Raw genomic sequence first — 16734 nt, forward strand, 5'->3', positions numbered from 1 at the left:
ATGGCAGAAGCATTCATCGTCGCCGCCGCACGCACGGCAGGGGGCCGCCGCGGCGGCCGGCTGGCCGGCTGGCACCCCGCCGACCTGGCCGCGCAGGTGCTCAACGAACTCGTGGCGCGCACGGGCGCCGACCCGGCCCTCGTCGAGGACGTGATCCTGGGCTGCGTGGGCCAGGCCGGCGAGCAGTCCACCAACATCGCGCGCAACGCCGTGCTGGCGTCGCGCCTGCCCGAGTCCGTGCCCGGCACCTCGATCGACCGGCAATGCGGCTCGTCGCAACAGGCCCTGCATTTCGCGGCCCAGGCCGTGATGGCCGGCAGCATGGACATCGTGATCGCCGCGGGCGTGGAGAGCATGACGCGCGTGCCCATGGGCACGCCCGGCGCACTGGCCGCCAAGGCCGGCCTGGGCACCTACATGAGCCCCGGCATGCAGGCACGCTACCCCGGCGTGCAGTTCAGCCAGTTCACGGGCGCCGAGCAGATCGCGAAGAACTATGGGCTGGAGAAGGCCGACCTGGATGCCTATGCGCTGCTGAGCCACCAGCGCGCCATCGCCGCCACGCAGGCCGGCCACTTCAAGGACGAGATCATTCCCGTCGCCGTGCGCATGGCCGATGGCAGCGAGCCGGGCGAGCAGCACCTGGCCGACGAAGGCATCCGCTACGAGGCCACTTTGGAGAGCATCGCCGCCGTCAAGCTCATCGCCGAGGGCGGGCGTTGCACCGCGGCCAGCGCCAGCCAGATCTGCGACGGCGCCAGCGGCGTGATGGTGGTCAACGAGCGTGGCCTGAAGGCCCTGGGCGTGCAGCCCCTGGCGCGCATCCACCACATGAGCGTGCTGGGCCACGACCCCGTGATCATGCTGGAGGCGCCCATCCCTGCGACGCAGCGCGCGCTGAAGAAGGCCGGCATGTCCATCAGCGACATCGACCTGTTCGAGGTCAACGAGGCCTTCGCGCCGATCCCGCTCGCGTGGCTGAAAGCCACGGGCGCCGACCCGGCACGCCTCAACGTCAACGGCGGCGCCATCGCGCTGGGCCACCCGCTGGGCGCATCCGGCACCAAGCTCATGACCACGCTGGTGCATGCGCTGGGCCAGCGCGGCAAGCGCTACGGCCTGCAGACCATGTGCGAGGGCGGCGGCATGGCCAACGTGACCATCGTGGAACGGCTGTAAGCGATGGCCACCACCCAACCCCTGCTGCGCATCGAAGGCGTGTCGGTGCGCTTCGGCGGCATCGTCGCGCTGGACGGCGTGTCGTTCGACGTGGAGCGCGGCCAGATCTGCGGGCTGATCGGCCCCAACGGCGCGGGCAAGAGCACCTTGTTCAACTGCCTGTCGCGGCTGTACACCTTCAACGCCGGCCGCATCGAGTTCCTGGGCCAGCCGCTGGCCAGCCTGCCGCGCCACAAGATGGCCGGGCTGGGCATCGGCCGCACCTTCCAGAACCTGGCGCTGTTTCGCACCATGACCGTGCTGGACAACGTGCTCGTGGGCTGCCACAGCCAGCACCACGCGGGCTTTCTGCGCAACGCGTTCAAGCTGCCCGGCGTGGCGCGCATCGAGGCCGAGGCGCGTGCGCGGGCCGACCAACTGATCGACTTCCTGCAACTCGGCGACGTGGCCGAGCGCACCGTGGCCGACCTGCCGTTCGGCACGCAAAAGCGCGTGGAACTGGCGCGCGCGTTGGCCGCCGAGCCGCAGTTGCTGCTGCTGGACGAGCCGGCCTGTGGCCTGAACCACGAGGAGCTGGAAAGCCTGGGCACGCTGATCCGCGACATCCGCGACCGGCTCAAGGTCACGGTGCTGCTGGTGGAGCACCACATGAGCCTGGTGATGGGCGTGTCCGACAAGGTGGTCGCGCTGAACTTCGGCAAGAAGATCGCCGAGGGCACGCCGGCCGAGGTGCGGCGGCATCCCGAGGTGATCCGGGCCTACCTGGGCGAAGAAGAAACCGAAGAGGCGACCGCATGACCAAGCTGCTCGAAGTCCGCGGCCTGCACGCCGCCTATGGCCCCACGCGCGTGCTGCAGGGCATCGACCTGGACGTGGGTGACGGCGAGGTCGTCGCGCTGCTGGGCGCCAACGGCGCCGGCAAGACCACCACGTTGCGCGCGCTGTGCCAGATGATGGTCAGCACGCAGGGCACCATCACGTTGGCGGGCCAGCGCATCGACGGCCGCGCCACCGAGCAGATCGCCAAGGCCGGCGTGGGCCATGTGCCCGACGGGCGCGGCACCTTCCTGGGCCTCACGACCGAAGAGAACCTGCGCCTGGGCGGCTATGCCCGCGCGAGCCGCGCCGGCATCGAGGACGACCTGGCCAAGGTCTACGACTACTTTCCGCGCCTGAAGGAGCGGCACGCCCAGCAGGCCGGCACGCTGTCGGGCGGCGAGCAGCAGATGCTGGCCATCGGCCGCGCGCTGATGGGCAAGCCCCGGCTGCTGCTGCTGGACGAGCCCTCGTTCGGCCTGGCGCCGCTGATCGTGAAAGACATCTTCGCCATCATGCGGCGCATCAACCAGGAGGAGCGCGTCTCCATCCTGCTGGTCGAGCAGAACGCCAAGCTGGCGCTGGCGCTGGCCGGCACCGCCTACCTGATCGAGACCGGGCGCATCGTGCTGCACGGCCCCTCGGACGAGATCCGCAGCAACGACGCCGTGCGCCGTGCGTACCTAGGGGACTGACGAGATGGACGCCTTCATCCACCAACTGCTGGCCGGCCTGGCCACCGGCGGCATCTACGCCAGCGTGGCGCTGGCCCTGGTCATGATCTACCAGGCCACGCACCACATCAACTTCGCCCAGGGCGAGATGGCGATGTTCTCCACCTTCATCGCCTGGAGCCTGCTGCAGGCCGGCCTGCCGTACTGGGCGGCGTTCGCGGTGACCGTGGTGCTGTCCTTCGTGCTCGCGGCGGTGGTCGAGTTCACGGTGATCCGCCCCATGCACGACAAGCCCGTGCTGTCGGTGGTCGTCGTGTTCATCGGCCTGCTGGTGATCTTCCACAGCCTGGCGGGCTGGCTGTTCGGCTACACGATCAAGCAGTTCCCCAGCCCGTTTCCGTCGGACGCCTGGTTCGGCAGCGCCATGATGTCGGCGCACGAGGTGGGCGCGATCTTCGTCACGCTGTGCGTGGTGGCGCTGCTGTTCAGCTTCTTCCGCTTCACGCCGCTGGGCCTGGCCATGCGCGCTGCGGCGCAGAACGCGGCCTCCTCGCGCCTGGTCGGCATCAACGTGGGCCGCATGCTCATGCTGGGCTGGGGCCTGGCCGGGGCGATCGGCGCCGTGGCCGGCATGATGGTCGCGCCCGTGGTCTTCCTCGACCCGCACATGATGACCGGCGTGCTGCTGTATGCCTTTGCCGGCGCGCTGATCGGCGGCATCGACAGCCCCGTGGGCGCCGTGCTGGGCGGCTTCATCGTGGGCGTGCTGGAGAACCTGGTCGGCACCTACGTGGTGGGCACCGAGCTCAAGCTGTCGGTCGCGCTCGTGCTCATCGTCGGCGTGCTGATCGTCAAGCCTTCCGGCCTCATGGGCCGCACCATCGTGACCCGGGTCTGAGCGACATGAACACACAAGCCACCTCTCTGCCGATGGCCGCGCCCGCGGTGCACACGGCCGCCGTGCCGGCCGACGCCGCCTCGCGCAAGACGCTGGTGTGGGTCAGCCTGCTGATCCTCATCGCCATCGCGCTGACGTTCTTCCTGAAGGGCTACCAGCTGTTCCAGGCCACCATGGTGCTGTCGTACGCGATCGCGCTGCTGGGCCTGAACATTCTGACCGGCTACAACGGCCAGATCTCGCTGGGGCACGGCGCGTTTTACGCCATCGGCGCCTACACCACGGGCATCCTGATGGAGCACGCCAGCATGCCGTACTGGCTCACCGTGCCCTCGGCCGCGGTGGTCTGCCTCACGGTGGGCTACCTGTTCGGCCGGCCCGCGTTGAAGCTCGAAGGCCTGTACCTGGCGCTGGCCACCTTCGCGCTCGGCGTGGCCATGCCGCAGCTGCTCAAGTACAAGCACCTGGAGCAGTGGACGGGCGGCGTGCAGGGCATCGTGCTCATGAAGCCGGGCGCGCCGTTCGGCCTGCCGCTTAGCGAAGACCAGTGGGTCTACCTGTTCTCGCTGCTGGTCACGGTGGTCATGTTCGTGATCGCGCACAACCTGCTGCAAAGCGGCAGTGGGCGCGCGATGCGGGCGATCCGCGACCACGCCATGGCGGCCGAGGCCATGGGCGTGGACAACAGCCACTACAAGGCCATGACCTTCGGCGTCTCGGCCGCGTTCACGGGCGTGGGCGGCGCGCTGTCGGCCATCGCGGTGCAGTTCGTCGCGCCCGATTCGTTCACGCTGTTCCTGTCGATCTCGCTCCTGGTGGGCATCGTGGTGGGCGGCGTGGGCACGCTGTATGGTGCGATCTTCGGCGCCATCTTCATCATGTTCGTGCCCTCGCTGGCCGAGAAGGTCTCCAAGGCCGCGCCCTGGGCCGTCTATGGCGCGGTGCTGATCGTGTTCATGTTCGTGATGCCGGGCGGCGTCGTGGGCCTCTTGCGCAAGATCCAGGCGCGCTTCAAGCGCTGATGCCAACCGTTCCAACACCATCCATGACCACCGACAACGTCCTGCTCGAAGAACGCGACGGCAACGTCCTGATCCTGAGCCTGAACATTCCCGCGCGGCTCAACCCGATTGCCCGCGAGCTGCAGCATGCCCTGCGCGCGCGCCTCGCCCAGCTGCGCGACGAGCCCGATGTGCACGCGCTGGTGCTGACCGGCGCGGGCAAGGCCTTCTGCGTGGGCGCCGACCTGTCCAGCATGGGCAAGGACCCGGACGCGAAAGGCACGCTGGGCGAGCGCAGCTACGCATCCATGGAATCGCTGTCCAACCGCATCATCGAAGACCTGCGCACGCTGCCGATCCCGGTGGTCAGCGCCGTGAACGGCCCGGCGGCCGGTGCCGGCGTGGGCATCGCGCTGGCGGGCGACGTCGTGCTGGCCGCGCGCTCGGCCTACTTCTACCTGCCCTTCATGCCCAGGCTGGGCATCGTGCCCGACCTGGGCACCACCTGGTTCCTGGAGCGCATGGTGGGCCGCGCGCGTGCCGTCGGCATGTCGCTGCTGGGCGAGAAGCTGCCGGCCGAGCAGGCCGCGCAGTGGGGGCTGATCTGGTCCTGCGTGGACGATGCCGATCTGCGCACCCAGGCCGTGGCGCTGGCCCAGCGCCTGGCGCGGCTGCCGGCGCATGCGGCCAGGGAGATCCGCGCCGCCTACGAATCCGCCGGCACGCAGCCACTGGTGGCGCAGATGCGCTACGAGGCCGAGCGCCAGCGCGAGCTGCTGGACGGCCCGGCCTTCGCCGAGGGCGTGCAGGCCTTCCGCGAAAAACGCGACCCGTCGTTCCCGCGCGGCTGACGCGCCGCGCCCGTGCGGGGCGCTTGCCACAATGGGCGCCCGTTCTTCGCCTGGGTCCGCCATGCATCCTGTCCGCGCGCTGCGCGCCGTCGCCGTGTTCGAAGCCGCCAAGGGCCTGCTCGCGCTGGCCGCGGCATCGGGCGTGCTGCTGCTGTTGCACCACGACCTGCGCGCGCTCGCGCTGCGGCTGGTCGAACACCTGCACTTGAACCCGGCCGCCAAGGTCCCGCATCTGCTGCTCCATGCTGTGGACCGGTTGCAGGACATGCGCGTGGGCCTGCTGGTGCTGGGTGTGATCGCCTATGTGGCGCTGCGCCTGGTCGAGGCCTACGGCCTGTGGCACGGCCGCGCCTGGGCCGAGGTGGTGGCAGCGCTGAGCGGCGCCGTCTACCTGCCGATCGAGCTGCTGGAGGCCGTGCGCCGGCCCGGGTGGCTGAGCGCCACGGCCGTGCTGCTGAACGCGGCCGTCGTCGCATTGATGCTGGGGGCGCTCTGGCGGCGGCGCCAGGGCCGCCCGGCTGCGGCGCCGCCGGCCTGACGGACAGCCGATCGCCGCGCGATTCCTGCACGCGTTTGTGCGTGCATATCGTGCGGTTTCCGCCAGAATGGCGCACGTCATGATCACGCGAATCGACGTGCATGCGCTGGCCATCGGGATGTACATCGAGCGCTTCGACGGCGCCTGGATGGACCATCCGTTCTGGCGCAACGGCTTCGTGCTCAAGAGCGCGGACGAGCTGGCGCGCGTGCGGGCTTCCAGGGTGACGGGCGTCTGGATCGACACGGCGCGCGGCGTGGCGCCGGTGCAGCCGGTGCCCGTCGCTGCGCCAGCCCCACCGGCCGTTGCCGCCGCTGCGTCGCCTGTACCGGCCCCCGCGGCGCAGCGCCGCGCGCCCACCAGCATGCAGGACGAACTGCAGCACGCCGCCGGCATCTGCCAGGTCGCCAGGCAGGCCATCACCGCCGTCTTCGACGAGGCGCGCATGGGCCGGGTGCACGACTGCATGGCGGCTCGCGGCCTGGTCGAGGACATCAGCGACTCCGTCATGCGCAACCCCGGTGCGATGGTCAGCCTGGCCCGGCTGAAGACGGCCGACGGCTACACCTACATGCATTCTGTGGCCGTCTGCGCGCTGATGGTCGCCCTGGCGCGCCAGCTCGGGCTGGACGAGGAGCAGACGCGCGCGGCCGGCCTGGCCGGGCTGCTGCACGACATCGGCAAGGCCCGGTTGCCGCTCCAGGTGCTGAACAAGCCCGGCGCGCTGACCGAGGCCGAGTTCGCCATCGTGCGCGGCCACCCCGAGTGCGGCTACGCCATGCTGGCCGCCGTGGGCGATGTCGACGCCGACGCCATGGACGGCTGCCTGCACCACCACGAGAAGATGGACGGCACGGGCTACCCCCACGGGCTGGCCGGCGCGCAGATCAGCCTCGTCGCGCGCATGTCGGCCGTCTGCGATGTCTACGACGCCGTCACGTCCGAGCGCCCCTACAAGAAGGCCTGGGACCCGGCCGAGGCCCTGCGCCGCATGGCCGGGTGGACCGACGCGCACCTGGACAAGCACCTGTTCCAGGCCCTGGTCAAAAGCATCGGGATCTACCCCGTGGGCTCGCTGGTGCGGCTGAGCTCGGGCCGGCTGGCCGTGGTCATGGACCAGTCCGACGCGCTGGTCGCCCCGCGCGTGAAGGTGTTCTATTCCACCAGGTCGCAGGCACGCGTGCCGCCCGAGGTGCTGGACCTGGGCCGCCTGGACGACGAGAAGATCGTGGCGCGCGAAGACCCCCGCAAGTGGCGCTTTGCCGACCTGAACGAGCTGTGGGGCGGTTTCGCGGCGCAGCCCTGGTAAGGTCGTGCGCACGATGCAAGCCACCCTGGACACCCTGCAGCGCCACTTCGTCGCGCGCGCCCCGCACATGGTCGACATCGGCCTGGCCGTCACCGCTATCGGCGAGGGCCGCGCCGCCATGCGCCTGCCCGACCGACCCGACTGGCTGGGCGACCCGGCACGCGGCCTGCTGCACCCGGGCCCGCTGATCGTGCTGGCCGATTCCTGCTGCGGCCTGGCGGTCGGCGTGTCGCTGCGCGAGCGCGCGCCCATCGCCACACTGGACCTGCGCATGGACTACCTGCGGCGCGCCGAGCCCGGCCACGACCTGCAGTGCGAAGCGCACTGCTACCGCATCACGCGCAACGTGGCCTTCGCGCGCGGCGAGGTCTGGCAGGCCGAGCGCGACCAGCCCATTGCCAGCGTGCAGGCGGCCTTCATGCTCTCCACGCCCGGGCAGCGCCCGCCGCCCGATCCCGCCGCGCCAGCGGCCGACGCGCCGCCCGATTGGCAAGTGCCCGCAGGCGATGCGCCGGTGCTGGACGGCGTGGCAATCCCCTACGCCGACTACCTGGGCATCCGGCTCGCCGAGCAGGGCGCCAGGCCGGTGTTTCGCCTGCCGTTCCAGCACCGGCTGATCGGCAACCCGCAGTTGCCCGCCCTGCACGGTGGCGTGGTGGCCGGCTTCGCCGAGACCGCGGCCACGCTGCACCTGATCCGCGCCATCGGCGGCGCCAAGTTTCCGAAGTGCGTGGACTTCTCGATCGACTACCTGCGCAGCGGCCGGCCCGAAGACACCTACGCCAGTTGCGAGGTCGTGCGCCTGGGAGGCCGCGTGGCGCTGGTGCAGGTGCGCTGCTGGCAGGGCCGCGGGCCTGCGCTGCCGATCACGGTGGCGCGCGGACACTTTTTGTTGACCGATCCGGCCGTGCCGGCTTGAGGGGAGAGATGAACATGAGCTTGCGCGCCCCGTCGCTGATCCAGGACTGGCATGCCCATGTCTACTTCGACGCGGCCACGCGCGATGACGCCTGGCACTTGCGCGAGACCATCACGGCCGAACTGGCGGGCCGCATGCAGATGGGCCGCTTCCATGAGAAGCCGGTCGGGCCGCATCCGATGTGGAGCTACCAGCTCGCCATCGCCGCGGCCGATTTCCCGTTCGTCGTGGGCTGGCTCGCGCTGAACCATGGCGCGCTGGACGTGTTCATCCATCCGAACACGGGCGACGATCTGCGCGACCACCGGGACAGCGCGCTGTGGCTGGGGCGGTCGCATGTGCTGAACCTCGCGGCGTTCAGCGGCTGAGCGGGCCTTGCCGCCCCAGCCGGATCGGCCCGCCCGGGCTGGTCGCGTCCACCGGCACGCCGCGCCGCGTCACCCGCAGGCGCTGATGCGCCGCCAGGCTCTGCGCCACCTGCCGCACCTGCGGCATCAGCGCGCGCCAGGGGCCGCCTGGCGGCACCAGGGCACGCGCCACCTCCGAGGGGCAGATGGTCGCGCCGTCCCGTCGCGTGGCCAGCAGCGCGAAGATCTGGGCTTCGATGGCGGCGGGGGTCACACGCAGCCCCGCAAGCGCAGCGCATCCGAAGCCGCCGCGCCGCAGGCCGTGTTGTCGAAGACGCACCAGCGCTCGGCCGCCGCAGGCCAGCCGCGCAACTCGGCCGCACGGGCCTGCAGCCAGTCGTCGCCATAGGCCGAGTAGTACATGCGCGGCGCGCCATGCCAGCGGTGGTACAGCACGGCGCCCGCGCCATCGCCGGCCGGGCCGAGCCAGCCGCCCGGCACGGCGGCCGCCGGCCAGCGCGCTGGGTCGGCCGCCACGCGCCCCACGCGCAGCTGCGCCAGCAGTCGGTCGGCCGCCGGCGTGAACCAGCTGGCATGGCGCGGCTCGCAGACCACCGCGCCATCGAACAGCCCGGCGAGCAGGCCGAAGAAGGTGCGCACCGGCCGGGCTTCGAACGCCAGCGAGGGCGGCAGCTGCACCAGCAGCACGCCTAGGCGCTCGCCCAGCCCGGCCACTTCCGCGAGGAAGCGCGTGAGCGGCGCCCGCGCGGCGCGCAGGCGCTGGTCGTGCGTGATCTGACGCGGCAGCTTGACGGCGAAGCGAAAGCCGGCAGGCGTCTGCGCGGCCCAGCGCGCATAGACCTCTGGCCGGTGGCTGCGGTAGAACGAGCTGTTGATCTCGGCGCAATTCAGCACGCGGGCATGGCGCGCCAGGTGGCTGCCTTCGCCCGGAAAGTCCTCGGCCAGCGCGCGCGGAATGCTCCAGCCCGCCGTGCCGATGCGCACCGGCGTGCGCGTCATGCGAAGCGCCGGCTGACATGGCGCGAGCCGTGCAGGCCAAAGCGCCAGGGCATGTCCACGGCCTTGGAGATGCCGATGCGCACGCCCACCGCCAGCCGCGGCGCCACGGGCGCGGGCTGCAGCGAGAACGGCGCGCGGTCCAGCGGCAGGCCGTCGTGCGCGCGCGTGATGCCCAGCGCCTGGCCGACGCGGCCGGGCCCGCTGCACAGCAGCCGCTCGTCGTCCAGCCCACGGCGCAAGCGCATCGCATCCAGCCCGTCGGTGGGCTCCAGTGCGCGGATCAGCACCCCGGCGCCATGGCCGGCCTCGCGGCAGACGACGTTCAGGCACCAGTGGATGCCGTACGAGCGGTACACATAGGCATGGCCCGGCGGGCCGAACAGCGAGGCGTTGCGCGCCGATAGGCCGCTGAAGCCGTGCGAGGCCGGCTCCGTGGCGTCGTAGGCTTCCGTCTCCACTATGCGGCCGCCAACGCCATCGACCAGCAGCAGGGCGCCGATCAGCGCACGCGCCACGTCGACCGCGGGGGCGCTGAAGTCGAAGGGAGTGAGGCATTGCATGGGCACAGTCTGCGCCAGGAAGCGTGCGCGCGGGAGCGCCGGTTCACCGACGCTGCGGTAGGAGCGGCCCGGGCCCGGCGGTGGTCCGGCGCCGCTTGCCGCGGGGGTGTCAGCCTGCCCTACGACGCCGCAGGCCCAGCGCCATCAGGCCGCCGCCGAGCAGCAGCAGCGAAGACGGCTCGGGCACCTCGGCCGCGACGATGGGCGTCTGGCGCAACGTGAAGCGGCTGAGCTGGCTGGGATGGAACGCGGCCAGGCCATCCGGCACGTCCACCGCGAATTCCAGCGCCAGGCTGCCGACCGAAGGCACGCTGCCGCCCGACCAGTCGATGCGGTCGTCCAGCTGGCGCAGCACGGGGAACAGGGAGGCGAGCGACGCGGGGTCGGCCCCGGGCGTGTCGAAGTCCAGCCCATCGGCGCCGGAGGCCGTGAACGCCGCGCCCACGCCATAGCCCAGCTCGAAGCGGAACCCGATCCAGGCCTGGCCGGTGTTGTTGACGAAGTTCTGCGCGAAGCGGTATTCGGTGGTGCCGCCCGAATCGCTGGTGGCGAACTCCACGTCCAGCGGGCCGAGCGTGTTGAAGAACACGCTGTAGGGGACGGCGTTCGGGCTGGTCGACGTGGCGTTGTCGTTGTTGGGCGCGGGCGCGGTGACCGGGCCGATCGTGGCGGTGGACGCATCGGGCAACAGCACGGTGGCGACCGACGACACCGTGGCACCCTGCGCGCCCCCGGCGCACAGGACCATGGCGGACGCCGCCAGCGCGGCGAAACGAAGCGTGTGCATGGGGCCCTCCTTCTGCGGTGGGGCGAAGACCATAGGCTTCGCGCGGCTTGTGCGCATCCCCCCGGGCGCGGCTTCCAGGGCAGGGCCCACGGCGACAGGCTCGTCTGCCCTCGATGTCATCGGCGCCGCTCAGCTTCGGCGGTGCCCCCGTGCCGGCGTGTGCGCACCTAAGATGGCCATGGGCGGGGCAGTGGTGCCCGTCGTGCGCAGCGACTCGCCCATGGAGGAACCGATGATTCGCAAATGCTGTGTGGCGCTGGCCTGGGGCGCCCTGGTCACGGTCGGTGCGCAGGCGCAGACTGCGTGGCCGGATTTCATGCCGCGCCTGCAGCCCGGCGTGTCCGAAAGTCCTGTTGATTTCGAGGCGTTCAAGGCCTCGGGGGGCCAGGGACGATTCTTGGAGTTCCAGCCCGCGCCGGGACGCGATGGCCACATGCTGCACGTCGAGCCATCGCTATGGACACCCGTGGTGGATGCCTACATGGCGGAGATGGATCGCCGGTAGCGAGAGGATGGCTGCGGCTCCGTTTCAGCCCTGAGAGCCCAGGTGCGTGGCCATGCGGTCGACAGCTGCGGCTAGCGTCGGCAAGTCTTGTTCGACGACCAGCCAGACGGCGCCGAGGTCGACGCCCAGGTAGCCATGGACGATCACATTGCGGAACCCGGCGAGTTCGCGCCACGGGATCTGCGGCTCGGTGCCTTTGATATGGTTTGACAAGCGCTGGCTCGATTCGGCCAATGTCTGCAGATTGCGGATCACGGCGTCTTGCACCAACCGGGACCGTCGAAGCGGGCGTGTTCGGCGTTGGTGTATTCGAGGATCCGGTCCAGGCAGTCGCGCATGTGGGCGAGCAACACCCGGTCCGACTCGGGGCTGGGGATCACAGCGGCACAGCGAGCGCCATCACGCGCTCGCGCAGCGCAGGGTGCAAGCTCGCCTCGGTCACGACATCCACACGACGGCCCAGCAGTTCCTGCGCATCGAGCAGCAAGCCGCCCAAGGCGAGGGCGCTGGTGCTTGGCGCCAGGGTCACCAGCAGATCGACGTCGCTGTTGTCGCTGTCGTCGTCACGGCTCATGGAGCCGAAAACCCGAACACCTGTGACGCCGCGCCTGTGTGCCAAGGCGAGCAATTCAGCGCGGTGGGTTTCGATCAGCGCATGCATGGACGGCAGTGTAGCCAGCTTGCAAGTGCCGAGCTTCGGGTCTGGCGGCATTCCCGGCCGCTACGGCAACGCCAGCGGCGACAGCGTCGCCCGCAGCCGCTCCGCCCGCGACGGCTCGGCCTGCTCCGTCTGCAAGCCTTCCTCCACATTCCCGATATGCCGCAGCATGCGCTGGCGTGCCTCGGCCATGTCGCCGCGCTCCATGGCCGCGACGATGGCCTCGTGGTCGTTGCAGGATTCGCCGGCGTCGTGGCGCGACTGGTAGAGCGTGGCGGCCAGCGTGGTGCGCGCGGTGAGGTCGCGCAGCACATCGCACAGCAGGCGGTGGCCCATCTCCTGCGCCAGGCAGACGTGGAAGTCGGCCAGCAAAAACGCCCGGGTGGCGGCGTCGGCGCCGTCGATGGCTTCGCGCTCCTGGCCGATGTGGCGGCGCAGCGCGCGGATGGTCTGGGCCAGCGGCTTGCCTTCGGTGCCCAGGATGCCGGCCTCGACGATGCGGCGCGCGGCGAAGGCGTCGCGCGCTTCCTCGGCCGAGGGCTGCACCACGTACCAGCCGCGCTTGGGCTGCACCTCGACGAAGCCGCGCGCCTGCAGCTGCATCAGCGCCTCGCGCACCATGGTGCGGCTCACGCCGAAGTTGTCGGCCAGCGCCTGTTCGCCGAGCCGCTCGCCGGGGGCGAGCTTTTGCGCCAGGATGGACTGCACGACACGCTCGGCGATGACGGTGGGGCTCACTTCGGGCAGGGCGGGGGCGGGGCGGGCAGACATGGTGGCCTAGTGTGCCGCAGCAGGCCCCGGGTACGGCACGGCCGGGTCGGCCGCCACCACTTCGTCTTCCACCGGCTCGCCGTTCAGCACGGCATGGGCGCGCTGGCGGTCGATGTCGCCCTCCCAGGCGGCCACGGCTACGGTGGCCACGCAGTTGCCGATCAGGTTGCCCAGGGCGCGGGCGATGCCCATGAACCAGTCGACCGACAGCACCAGCACCAGGCCGATGGCCGGGATCGCAGGGATGGCCTGCAGCGTGGCGGCCAGCACCACGATGGCCGAGCCCGGCACGCCGTGCGCGCCCTTGGACGTGACCAGCGCGATGGCCAGGATGGCCAGCAGGTCGGACATGCTGACCGGCGTGTTCGTGGCCTGCGCGATGAACACCGCGGCCAGCGTGATGTAGATGGAGAACGCATCGAGGTTGAACGAGTAGCCGGTGGGGATCACCAGGCCCACCGTGGAATCGCGGATGCCCATGCGGCGCAGCTTGGCCATGATCTGCGGCAGCACGCTGTCCGACGAGGTGGTGGCGAACACGATGGTCAGCTCCTCGCGCAGGTAGCGCAGCAGCTTGATCAGGCTGAAGCCGGACATGCGCATCACCGCGCCCAGCACCACGAACACGAACAGCAGCACGGCGACGTAGAACAGGCCGACCAGCATGCCCAGCTGCTTGAGCGAGCCCAGGCCGTACTTGCCCACCGTGAACGCGATGGCGCCCAGCACGCCCAGCGGCGCCAGCTTGATGATGATGCCCATGATCTTGAACAGCACCAGCGACAGCGTGTCCACCAGCTGCGCCACGGGCTTGCCGATGTCGCCCAGCAGCGCCAGCGCGCAGCCGAACAGCACGGCGAACAGCAGCACCTGCAGCACGTCGCCCGTGGCGAAGGCATTGACCACGGTGGTCGGGATCAGCTTCATGAGGAAGTCGACCGTGCCGCCGCTGGTCAGCTTCTCGGCATTGCTCGCGTAGGCGGCCATGGCGGCCGGGTCCAGCGCCTTGGGGTCCACGTTCATGCCCACGCCGGGCTGGAACACATAGGCCAGCACCAGCCCGAGTGCCAGGGCCAAGGTCGTCAGCACCTCGAAGTAGATCAGCGCCTTGATGCCGACGCGGCCCACGCGCTTCAGGTCGCCCGCGCCGGCGATGCCGTGCACCACCACGCAGAACACCAGCACCGGGATGATCATCTTGATCAGCTTGATGAATGCGTCGCCCAGCGGCTTGAGCTGGATGGCGAAGTCGGGGGCCAGCAGGCCCAGCGTCGCGCCGAGTAACAGCGCGATCACGACCTGGCCAAAGAGGGAACGGAAAAAGCGCATAGGGATGCTCCTTGTTTGCATGCAAGCGTCTAAAAATCTTGCATGCAAGAAATATAGACAAGACTTGCGCGCGAGCTATGCGGGTTTTCCTGGGGATTCGCGCGGACGGCGCAACGCAAGTCGCGTGCCGCGCCGGATGTTCAACCCACTCGGCGTTCGCGCCCGGCCCAGTGCGCCTCGCGCAGCTTGTACTTGAGCATCTTGCCGGCCGGCGACAGCGGGATCGCGTCCACGAACTCCACGCTGCGCGGGCATTTGTAGCCGGCGATCTGGGTCCTGCAGTGCGCGATGAGGTCGTCGGCCGTGAGCACCTCGCCCGCGCGCAGCACCACCACGGCGTGCACGCGCTCGCCCCAGCGCTCGTCGGGCACGCCGACCACGGCGCACATCGACACCTGGGGCAGCTGCGTGATGGCGTTCTCGACCTCGGCCGAATACACGTTCTCGCCGCCCGTGACCACCATGTCCTTGAGCCGGTCCACGACGTAGACGAAGCCGTCGTCGTCCATGCGGCCGCCGTCGCCGGTGTGCATCCAGCCGTCGCGCAGCACCTCGGCCGTCTGCCCGGGCTTGTTCCAGTAGCCCTGCATGACCATGGGGCCGCGCGCGGCGATCTCGCCCACCGTGCCGTTCGGCACCGGGCGGCCTTCGGCATCGACGATGCGCACTTGTGCGATCGGCACGGGCCGGCCGGCCGAGCGGCGCCGGTGCGCGGGCTGGTCGCTCGCGTGGCACCAGGCCGGCAGCGCGGTGATGACGGGCGAGAGCTCGGTCATGCCGTAGAGCTGGCAGAAGCGGGCCTGTGGCAGCTTGTCCAGCGCCTGCAGCAGCAGCGCGTCGTCGATGGGCGCTGCGCCGTACAGCACCAGCTGCAGGCTGCTGGTGTCGAACTCGGCGAAGCGCGGGTGCTCGATGAGCCGCTTGAGCATGGTGGGCACCATGAAGGTCTCGCTGCAGCGCTCGGCCTGCAGCGCCTGCAGCACGGCCAGCTCGTCGAAGGCCGGGATGATGACCTGCTTGCACAGCCGCATCATGAGCTGCAGCGTGAGCCCGGTGCCGCCCACATGGAACATCGGCGCCATGTTCAGGCCCACCGACTCGTCGGGCCGTGCGGCTGCCATGTTGGTGCAGAGCTGGCTCACGTAGAGGTTGCCGTGCGACAGCATCACGCCCTTGGGCAGGCCGGTGGTGCCGCCGGTGTACATCACGGCCGCCAGGTCGGCGCCGCCGCGGCGCGCGTCGGCCATGGGGGCGGTGTGCGCCATCAGCGCCTCGGCGTCGTGCATGCCCTCGGGCGCCGGGCCGTCGCCGAAATGCACCAGCGTCTTGAGGCTGGTGGACAGCTCGCGCTGGGCCGCCGCCACGGCGCCGAAGTGGCCGTCGGCCAGCAGGATGCGCGTGTCGCAATCGTCCAGCGAGTAGGCCACCTCGCGCGGGCTCCAGCGGATGTTGACGGGGTTGATGACGCCGCCGGCCCACCAGGTCGCATAGAGGTATTCGACGTAGCGGTCCGAGTTCAGGCCCAGCATGCCGACCCGGTCGCCGGGCGCCAGGCCCAGCGACTGCAGCACGCTGGCCAGCCGCGCCACGCGGTCCACGAAGGTGGCGAAGTCGCTGCGCCGCGCGCCGCAGACCAGGGCCGTGGCGCGGGGGCGTTCTTGCAAGGCCTTGTGCAGGGGCTGGGTCAGTTCCATGGCGTGTCTCCGTCGTGGCGTGCGGGCCGCAGTATGGGCGGGCGGGGCTGCGGCGGGCATCGTCGAAAGCGACGGAAACGCTGGCATGCTGCGAGGCTTGCCACAACGGAGACGACGAAGATGCGCACCATCGGCCTGATCGGCGGCATGAGCTGGGAGTCCAGCGCCGAGTACTACCGCCTCATCAACCAGCAGGTGCGCGCGCGCCTGGGACCGCTGCGCTCGGCCCAGCTGCTGATGATGAGCGTGGACTTCGGCCCCATCGAGGCGGCCCAGCACGCGGGCCGCTGGGACGACACGGCCCTGATCCTGGAAGACGCGGCGCGTCGCCTGCAGGCCGGCGGCGCCGACTGCGTGGTGCTGTGCACCAACACCATGCACAAGCTGGCCGACCGCATCGCGGCGGCGGGCGGCCTGCCGTTCCTGCACATCGCAGACCCGGTAGGGGCGGCCGCCCGCGCGCAGGGTTTCGCGACCGTGGGCCTGCTGGGCACGGCCTTCACGATGGAGCAGGACTTCATGCGAGGCCGCTTGCGCGACGCGCACGGGCTGCAGGTGCTGGTGCCCGATGCCGACGAGCGCGCGGCCGTGCACCGCATCATCTACGACGAGCTGTGCACGGGCGTGGTGCGCGACGCCTCGCGCGCCGTCTACCAGCGCGTGATCGACCAGCTGGCCGCGCGCGGCGCGCAGGCCGTGATCCTGGGCTGCACCGAGATCACGCTGCTGATCCAGCCCGAGCACAGCAGCCTGCCCACGCTGGACACCACCGTGCTGCATGCGCAGGCGGCGGTGGATTTCGCGCTGGGCTGACGGCTGCTCACTCCAGCCGGATGTTCTTGGCCTTGATCGCCGTGCCCCAGCGCGCCTGGTCCGCG

The 16734-nt window shown here is 70.5% G+C and carries 21 protein-coding genes; 12 read left to right on the forward strand and 9 right to left on the reverse strand.

Annotated features, from left to right (window positions below):
- The 10 genes from ASF43_RS24325 to ASF43_RS24370 all read left to right on the forward strand — a co-directional run bounded on the left by ASF43_RS24325 (position 1) and on the right by ASF43_RS24370 (position 8553).
- On the forward strand, positions 1–1179 hold the full coding sequence (locus tag ASF43_RS24325; protein ID WP_056187024.1) for an acetyl-CoA C-acetyltransferase: 1179 nt from the start codon (positions 1–3) through the stop codon (positions 1177–1179).
- Positions 1180–1182: 3 nt separating this feature from the next.
- Positions 1183–1977, forward strand: coding sequence for an ABC transporter ATP-binding protein (locus ASF43_RS24330; protein WP_056187027.1), 795 nt, complete (start codon positions 1183–1185; stop codon positions 1975–1977).
- Positions 1974–2690 carry an ABC transporter ATP-binding protein gene (locus ASF43_RS24335; protein ID WP_056187030.1) on the forward strand — a complete coding sequence of 239 codons (717 nt, stop codon included), beginning with the start codon at positions 1974–1976 and terminating at the stop codon, positions 2688–2690. Before ASF43_RS24330 ends, ASF43_RS24335 begins: the two co-directional genes overlap by 4 nt.
- Before the next feature lie 4 nt (positions 2691–2694).
- Positions 2695–3567, forward strand: a complete 873-nt coding sequence (locus ASF43_RS24340; RefSeq protein ID WP_056187032.1) for a branched-chain amino acid ABC transporter permease — start codon at positions 2695–2697, stop codon at positions 3565–3567.
- Positions 3568–3572: 5 nt separating this feature from the next.
- Positions 3573–4589, forward strand: coding sequence for a branched-chain amino acid ABC transporter permease (locus tag ASF43_RS24345; RefSeq protein WP_082498142.1), 1017 nt, complete (start codon positions 3573–3575; stop codon positions 4587–4589).
- Positions 4590–4612: 23 nt separating this feature from the next.
- Complete coding sequence (locus ASF43_RS24350; RefSeq protein ID WP_056187037.1) at positions 4613–5419, forward strand: enoyl-CoA hydratase-related protein; 807 nt, start codon at positions 4613–4615, stop codon at positions 5417–5419.
- 61 nt (positions 5420–5480) lie between these two features.
- A complete protein-coding gene (locus ASF43_RS24355; protein ID WP_156373504.1) occupies positions 5481–5957 on the forward strand; it encodes a DUF2127 domain-containing protein in 477 nt (158 codons plus the stop codon).
- 79 nt (positions 5958–6036) lie between these two features.
- Entirely contained in the window at positions 6037–7266 is a 1230-nt protein-coding gene (locus tag ASF43_RS24360) for an HD-GYP domain-containing protein (protein ID WP_056187041.1), read from the forward strand.
- A 13-nt stretch (positions 7267–7279) separates the two neighbouring features.
- The gene (locus ASF43_RS24365; protein WP_156373505.1) at positions 7280–8185 is read left to right on the forward strand and encodes a PaaI family thioesterase; all 906 of its coding nucleotides are present in this window, start codon (positions 7280–7282) and stop codon (positions 8183–8185) included.
- 14 nt (positions 8186–8199) lie between these two features.
- A complete protein-coding gene (locus ASF43_RS24370) occupies positions 8200–8553 on the forward strand; it encodes a DOPA 4,5-dioxygenase family protein (protein ID WP_056187048.1) in 354 nt (117 codons plus the stop codon).
- On the opposite strand, the gene ASF43_RS24375 is transcribed toward ASF43_RS24370, so the two are convergent.
- The 4 genes from ASF43_RS24375 to ASF43_RS24390 all read right to left on the reverse strand — a co-directional run bounded on the left by ASF43_RS24375 (position 8543) and on the right by ASF43_RS24390 (position 10899).
- Positions 8543–8806 (reverse strand): DUF3253 domain-containing protein, encoded by a 264-nt coding sequence (locus ASF43_RS24375; RefSeq protein ID WP_200932603.1) that lies wholly within the window; start codon positions 8804–8806, stop codon positions 8543–8545. The two genes, ASF43_RS24370 and ASF43_RS24375, sit on opposite strands and share 11 nt — an antisense overlap.
- Positions 8803–9552, reverse strand: coding sequence for a DUF72 domain-containing protein (locus tag ASF43_RS24380; RefSeq protein ID WP_056187053.1), 750 nt, complete (start codon positions 9550–9552; stop codon positions 8803–8805). The genes ASF43_RS24375 and ASF43_RS24380 overlap by 4 nt, the downstream gene beginning before the upstream one ends.
- Positions 9549–10112: a DNA-3-methyladenine glycosylase gene (locus tag ASF43_RS24385; RefSeq protein ID WP_056187054.1), complete on the reverse strand. Its 564-nt coding sequence runs from the start codon at positions 10110–10112 to the stop codon at positions 9549–9551. Before ASF43_RS24385 ends, ASF43_RS24380 begins: the two co-directional genes overlap by 4 nt.
- Before the next feature lie 109 nt (positions 10113–10221).
- A complete protein-coding gene (locus ASF43_RS24390; RefSeq protein WP_162241854.1) occupies positions 10222–10899 on the reverse strand; it encodes a choice-of-anchor F family protein in 678 nt (225 codons plus the stop codon).
- A 232-nt stretch (positions 10900–11131) separates the two neighbouring features.
- Here ASF43_RS24390 and ASF43_RS24395 point away from each other — a divergent pair, with 232 nt between their 5' ends.
- Positions 11132–11404 carry a hypothetical protein gene (locus tag ASF43_RS24395; RefSeq protein WP_156373506.1) on the forward strand — a complete coding sequence of 91 codons (273 nt, stop codon included), beginning with the start codon at positions 11132–11134 and terminating at the stop codon, positions 11402–11404.
- A 24-nt stretch (positions 11405–11428) separates the two neighbouring features.
- Here the strand turns inward: ASF43_RS24395 and ASF43_RS31440 are convergent, their stop codons facing one another.
- The 5 genes from ASF43_RS31440 to ASF43_RS24420 form a co-directional block, all read right to left on the reverse strand.
- Positions 11429–11794 (reverse strand): DUF86 domain-containing protein, encoded by a 366-nt coding sequence (locus tag ASF43_RS31440; RefSeq protein WP_369803331.1) that lies wholly within the window; start codon positions 11792–11794, stop codon positions 11429–11431.
- The gene (locus ASF43_RS24405; RefSeq protein ID WP_056187059.1) at positions 11781–12065 is read right to left on the reverse strand and encodes a nucleotidyltransferase family protein; all 285 of its coding nucleotides are present in this window, start codon (positions 12063–12065) and stop codon (positions 11781–11783) included. Before ASF43_RS24405 ends, ASF43_RS31440 begins: the two co-directional genes overlap by 14 nt.
- A gap of 60 nt (positions 12066–12125) precedes the next feature.
- Positions 12126–12833, reverse strand: coding sequence for a GntR family transcriptional regulator (locus ASF43_RS24410; protein ID WP_056187060.1), 708 nt, complete (start codon positions 12831–12833; stop codon positions 12126–12128).
- Positions 12834–12839: 6 nt separating this feature from the next.
- The gene (locus ASF43_RS24415; protein ID WP_056187061.1) at positions 12840–14162 is read right to left on the reverse strand and encodes a C4-dicarboxylate transporter DctA; all 1323 of its coding nucleotides are present in this window, start codon (positions 14160–14162) and stop codon (positions 12840–12842) included.
- Between the two features lie 140 nt (positions 14163–14302).
- Positions 14303–15856, reverse strand: coding sequence for a long-chain-fatty-acid--CoA ligase (locus ASF43_RS24420; protein WP_056187065.1), 1554 nt, complete (start codon positions 15854–15856; stop codon positions 14303–14305).
- 120 nt (positions 15857–15976) lie between these two features.
- On the opposite strand from ASF43_RS24420, the gene ASF43_RS24425 reads away from it, so the two are divergent.
- Positions 15977–16669: an aspartate/glutamate racemase family protein gene (locus ASF43_RS24425; RefSeq protein WP_056187068.1), complete on the forward strand. Its 693-nt coding sequence runs from the start codon at positions 15977–15979 to the stop codon at positions 16667–16669.
- Positions 16670–16734: the final 65 nt, after the last annotated feature.

The organism is Pseudorhodoferax sp. Leaf267 (assembly GCF_001422405.1).
Lineage (GTDB): Bacteria > Pseudomonadota > Gammaproteobacteria > Burkholderiales > Burkholderiaceae_C > Pseudorhodoferax.

Coding starts and splice junctions, on each gene's coding strand:
- ASF43_RS24325 (WP_056187024.1), top strand. CDS start 1: ATGGCAGAAGCATTCATCGTCGCCGCCGCACGCACGGCAGGGGGCCGC.
- ASF43_RS24330 (WP_056187027.1), top strand. CDS start 1,183: ATGGCCACCACCCAACCCCTGCTGCGCATCGAAGGCGTGTCGGTGCGC.
- ASF43_RS24335 (WP_056187030.1), top strand. CDS start 1,974: ATGACCAAGCTGCTCGAAGTCCGCGGCCTGCACGCCGCCTATGGCCCC.
- ASF43_RS24340 (WP_056187032.1), top strand. CDS start 2,695: ATGGACGCCTTCATCCACCAACTGCTGGCCGGCCTGGCCACCGGCGGC.
- ASF43_RS24345 (WP_082498142.1), top strand. CDS start 3,573: ATGAACACACAAGCCACCTCTCTGCCGATGGCCGCGCCCGCGGTGCAC.
- ASF43_RS24350 (WP_056187037.1), top strand. CDS start 4,613: ATGACCACCGACAACGTCCTGCTCGAAGAACGCGACGGCAACGTCCTG.
- ASF43_RS24355 (WP_156373504.1), top strand. CDS start 5,481: ATGCATCCTGTCCGCGCGCTGCGCGCCGTCGCCGTGTTCGAAGCCGCC.
- ASF43_RS24360 (WP_056187041.1), top strand. CDS start 6,037: ATGATCACGCGAATCGACGTGCATGCGCTGGCCATCGGGATGTACATC.
- ASF43_RS24365 (WP_156373505.1), top strand. CDS start 7,280: ATGCAAGCCACCCTGGACACCCTGCAGCGCCACTTCGTCGCGCGCGCC.
- ASF43_RS24370 (WP_056187048.1), top strand. CDS start 8,200: ATGAGCTTGCGCGCCCCGTCGCTGATCCAGGACTGGCATGCCCATGTC.
- ASF43_RS24380 (WP_056187053.1), bottom strand. CDS start 9,552: ATGACGCGCACGCCGGTGCGCATCGGCACGGCGGGCTGGAGCATTCCG.
- ASF43_RS24385 (WP_056187054.1), bottom strand. CDS start 10,112: ATGCAATGCCTCACTCCCTTCGACTTCAGCGCCCCCGCGGTCGACGTG.
- ASF43_RS24390 (WP_162241854.1), bottom strand. CDS start 10,899: ATGCACACGCTTCGTTTCGCCGCGCTGGCGGCGTCCGCCATGGTCCTG.
- ASF43_RS24395 (WP_156373506.1), top strand. CDS start 11,132: ATGATTCGCAAATGCTGTGTGGCGCTGGCCTGGGGCGCCCTGGTCACG.
- ASF43_RS24405 (WP_056187059.1), bottom strand. CDS start 12,065: ATGCATGCGCTGATCGAAACCCACCGCGCTGAATTGCTCGCCTTGGCA.
- ASF43_RS24410 (WP_056187060.1), bottom strand. CDS start 12,833: ATGTCTGCCCGCCCCGCCCCCGCCCTGCCCGAAGTGAGCCCCACCGTC.
- ASF43_RS24415 (WP_056187061.1), bottom strand. CDS start 14,162: ATGCGCTTTTTCCGTTCCCTCTTTGGCCAGGTCGTGATCGCGCTGTTA.
- ASF43_RS24420 (WP_056187065.1), bottom strand. CDS start 15,856: ATGGAACTGACCCAGCCCCTGCACAAGGCCTTGCAAGAACGCCCCCGC.
- ASF43_RS24425 (WP_056187068.1), top strand. CDS start 15,977: ATGCGCACCATCGGCCTGATCGGCGGCATGAGCTGGGAGTCCAGCGCC.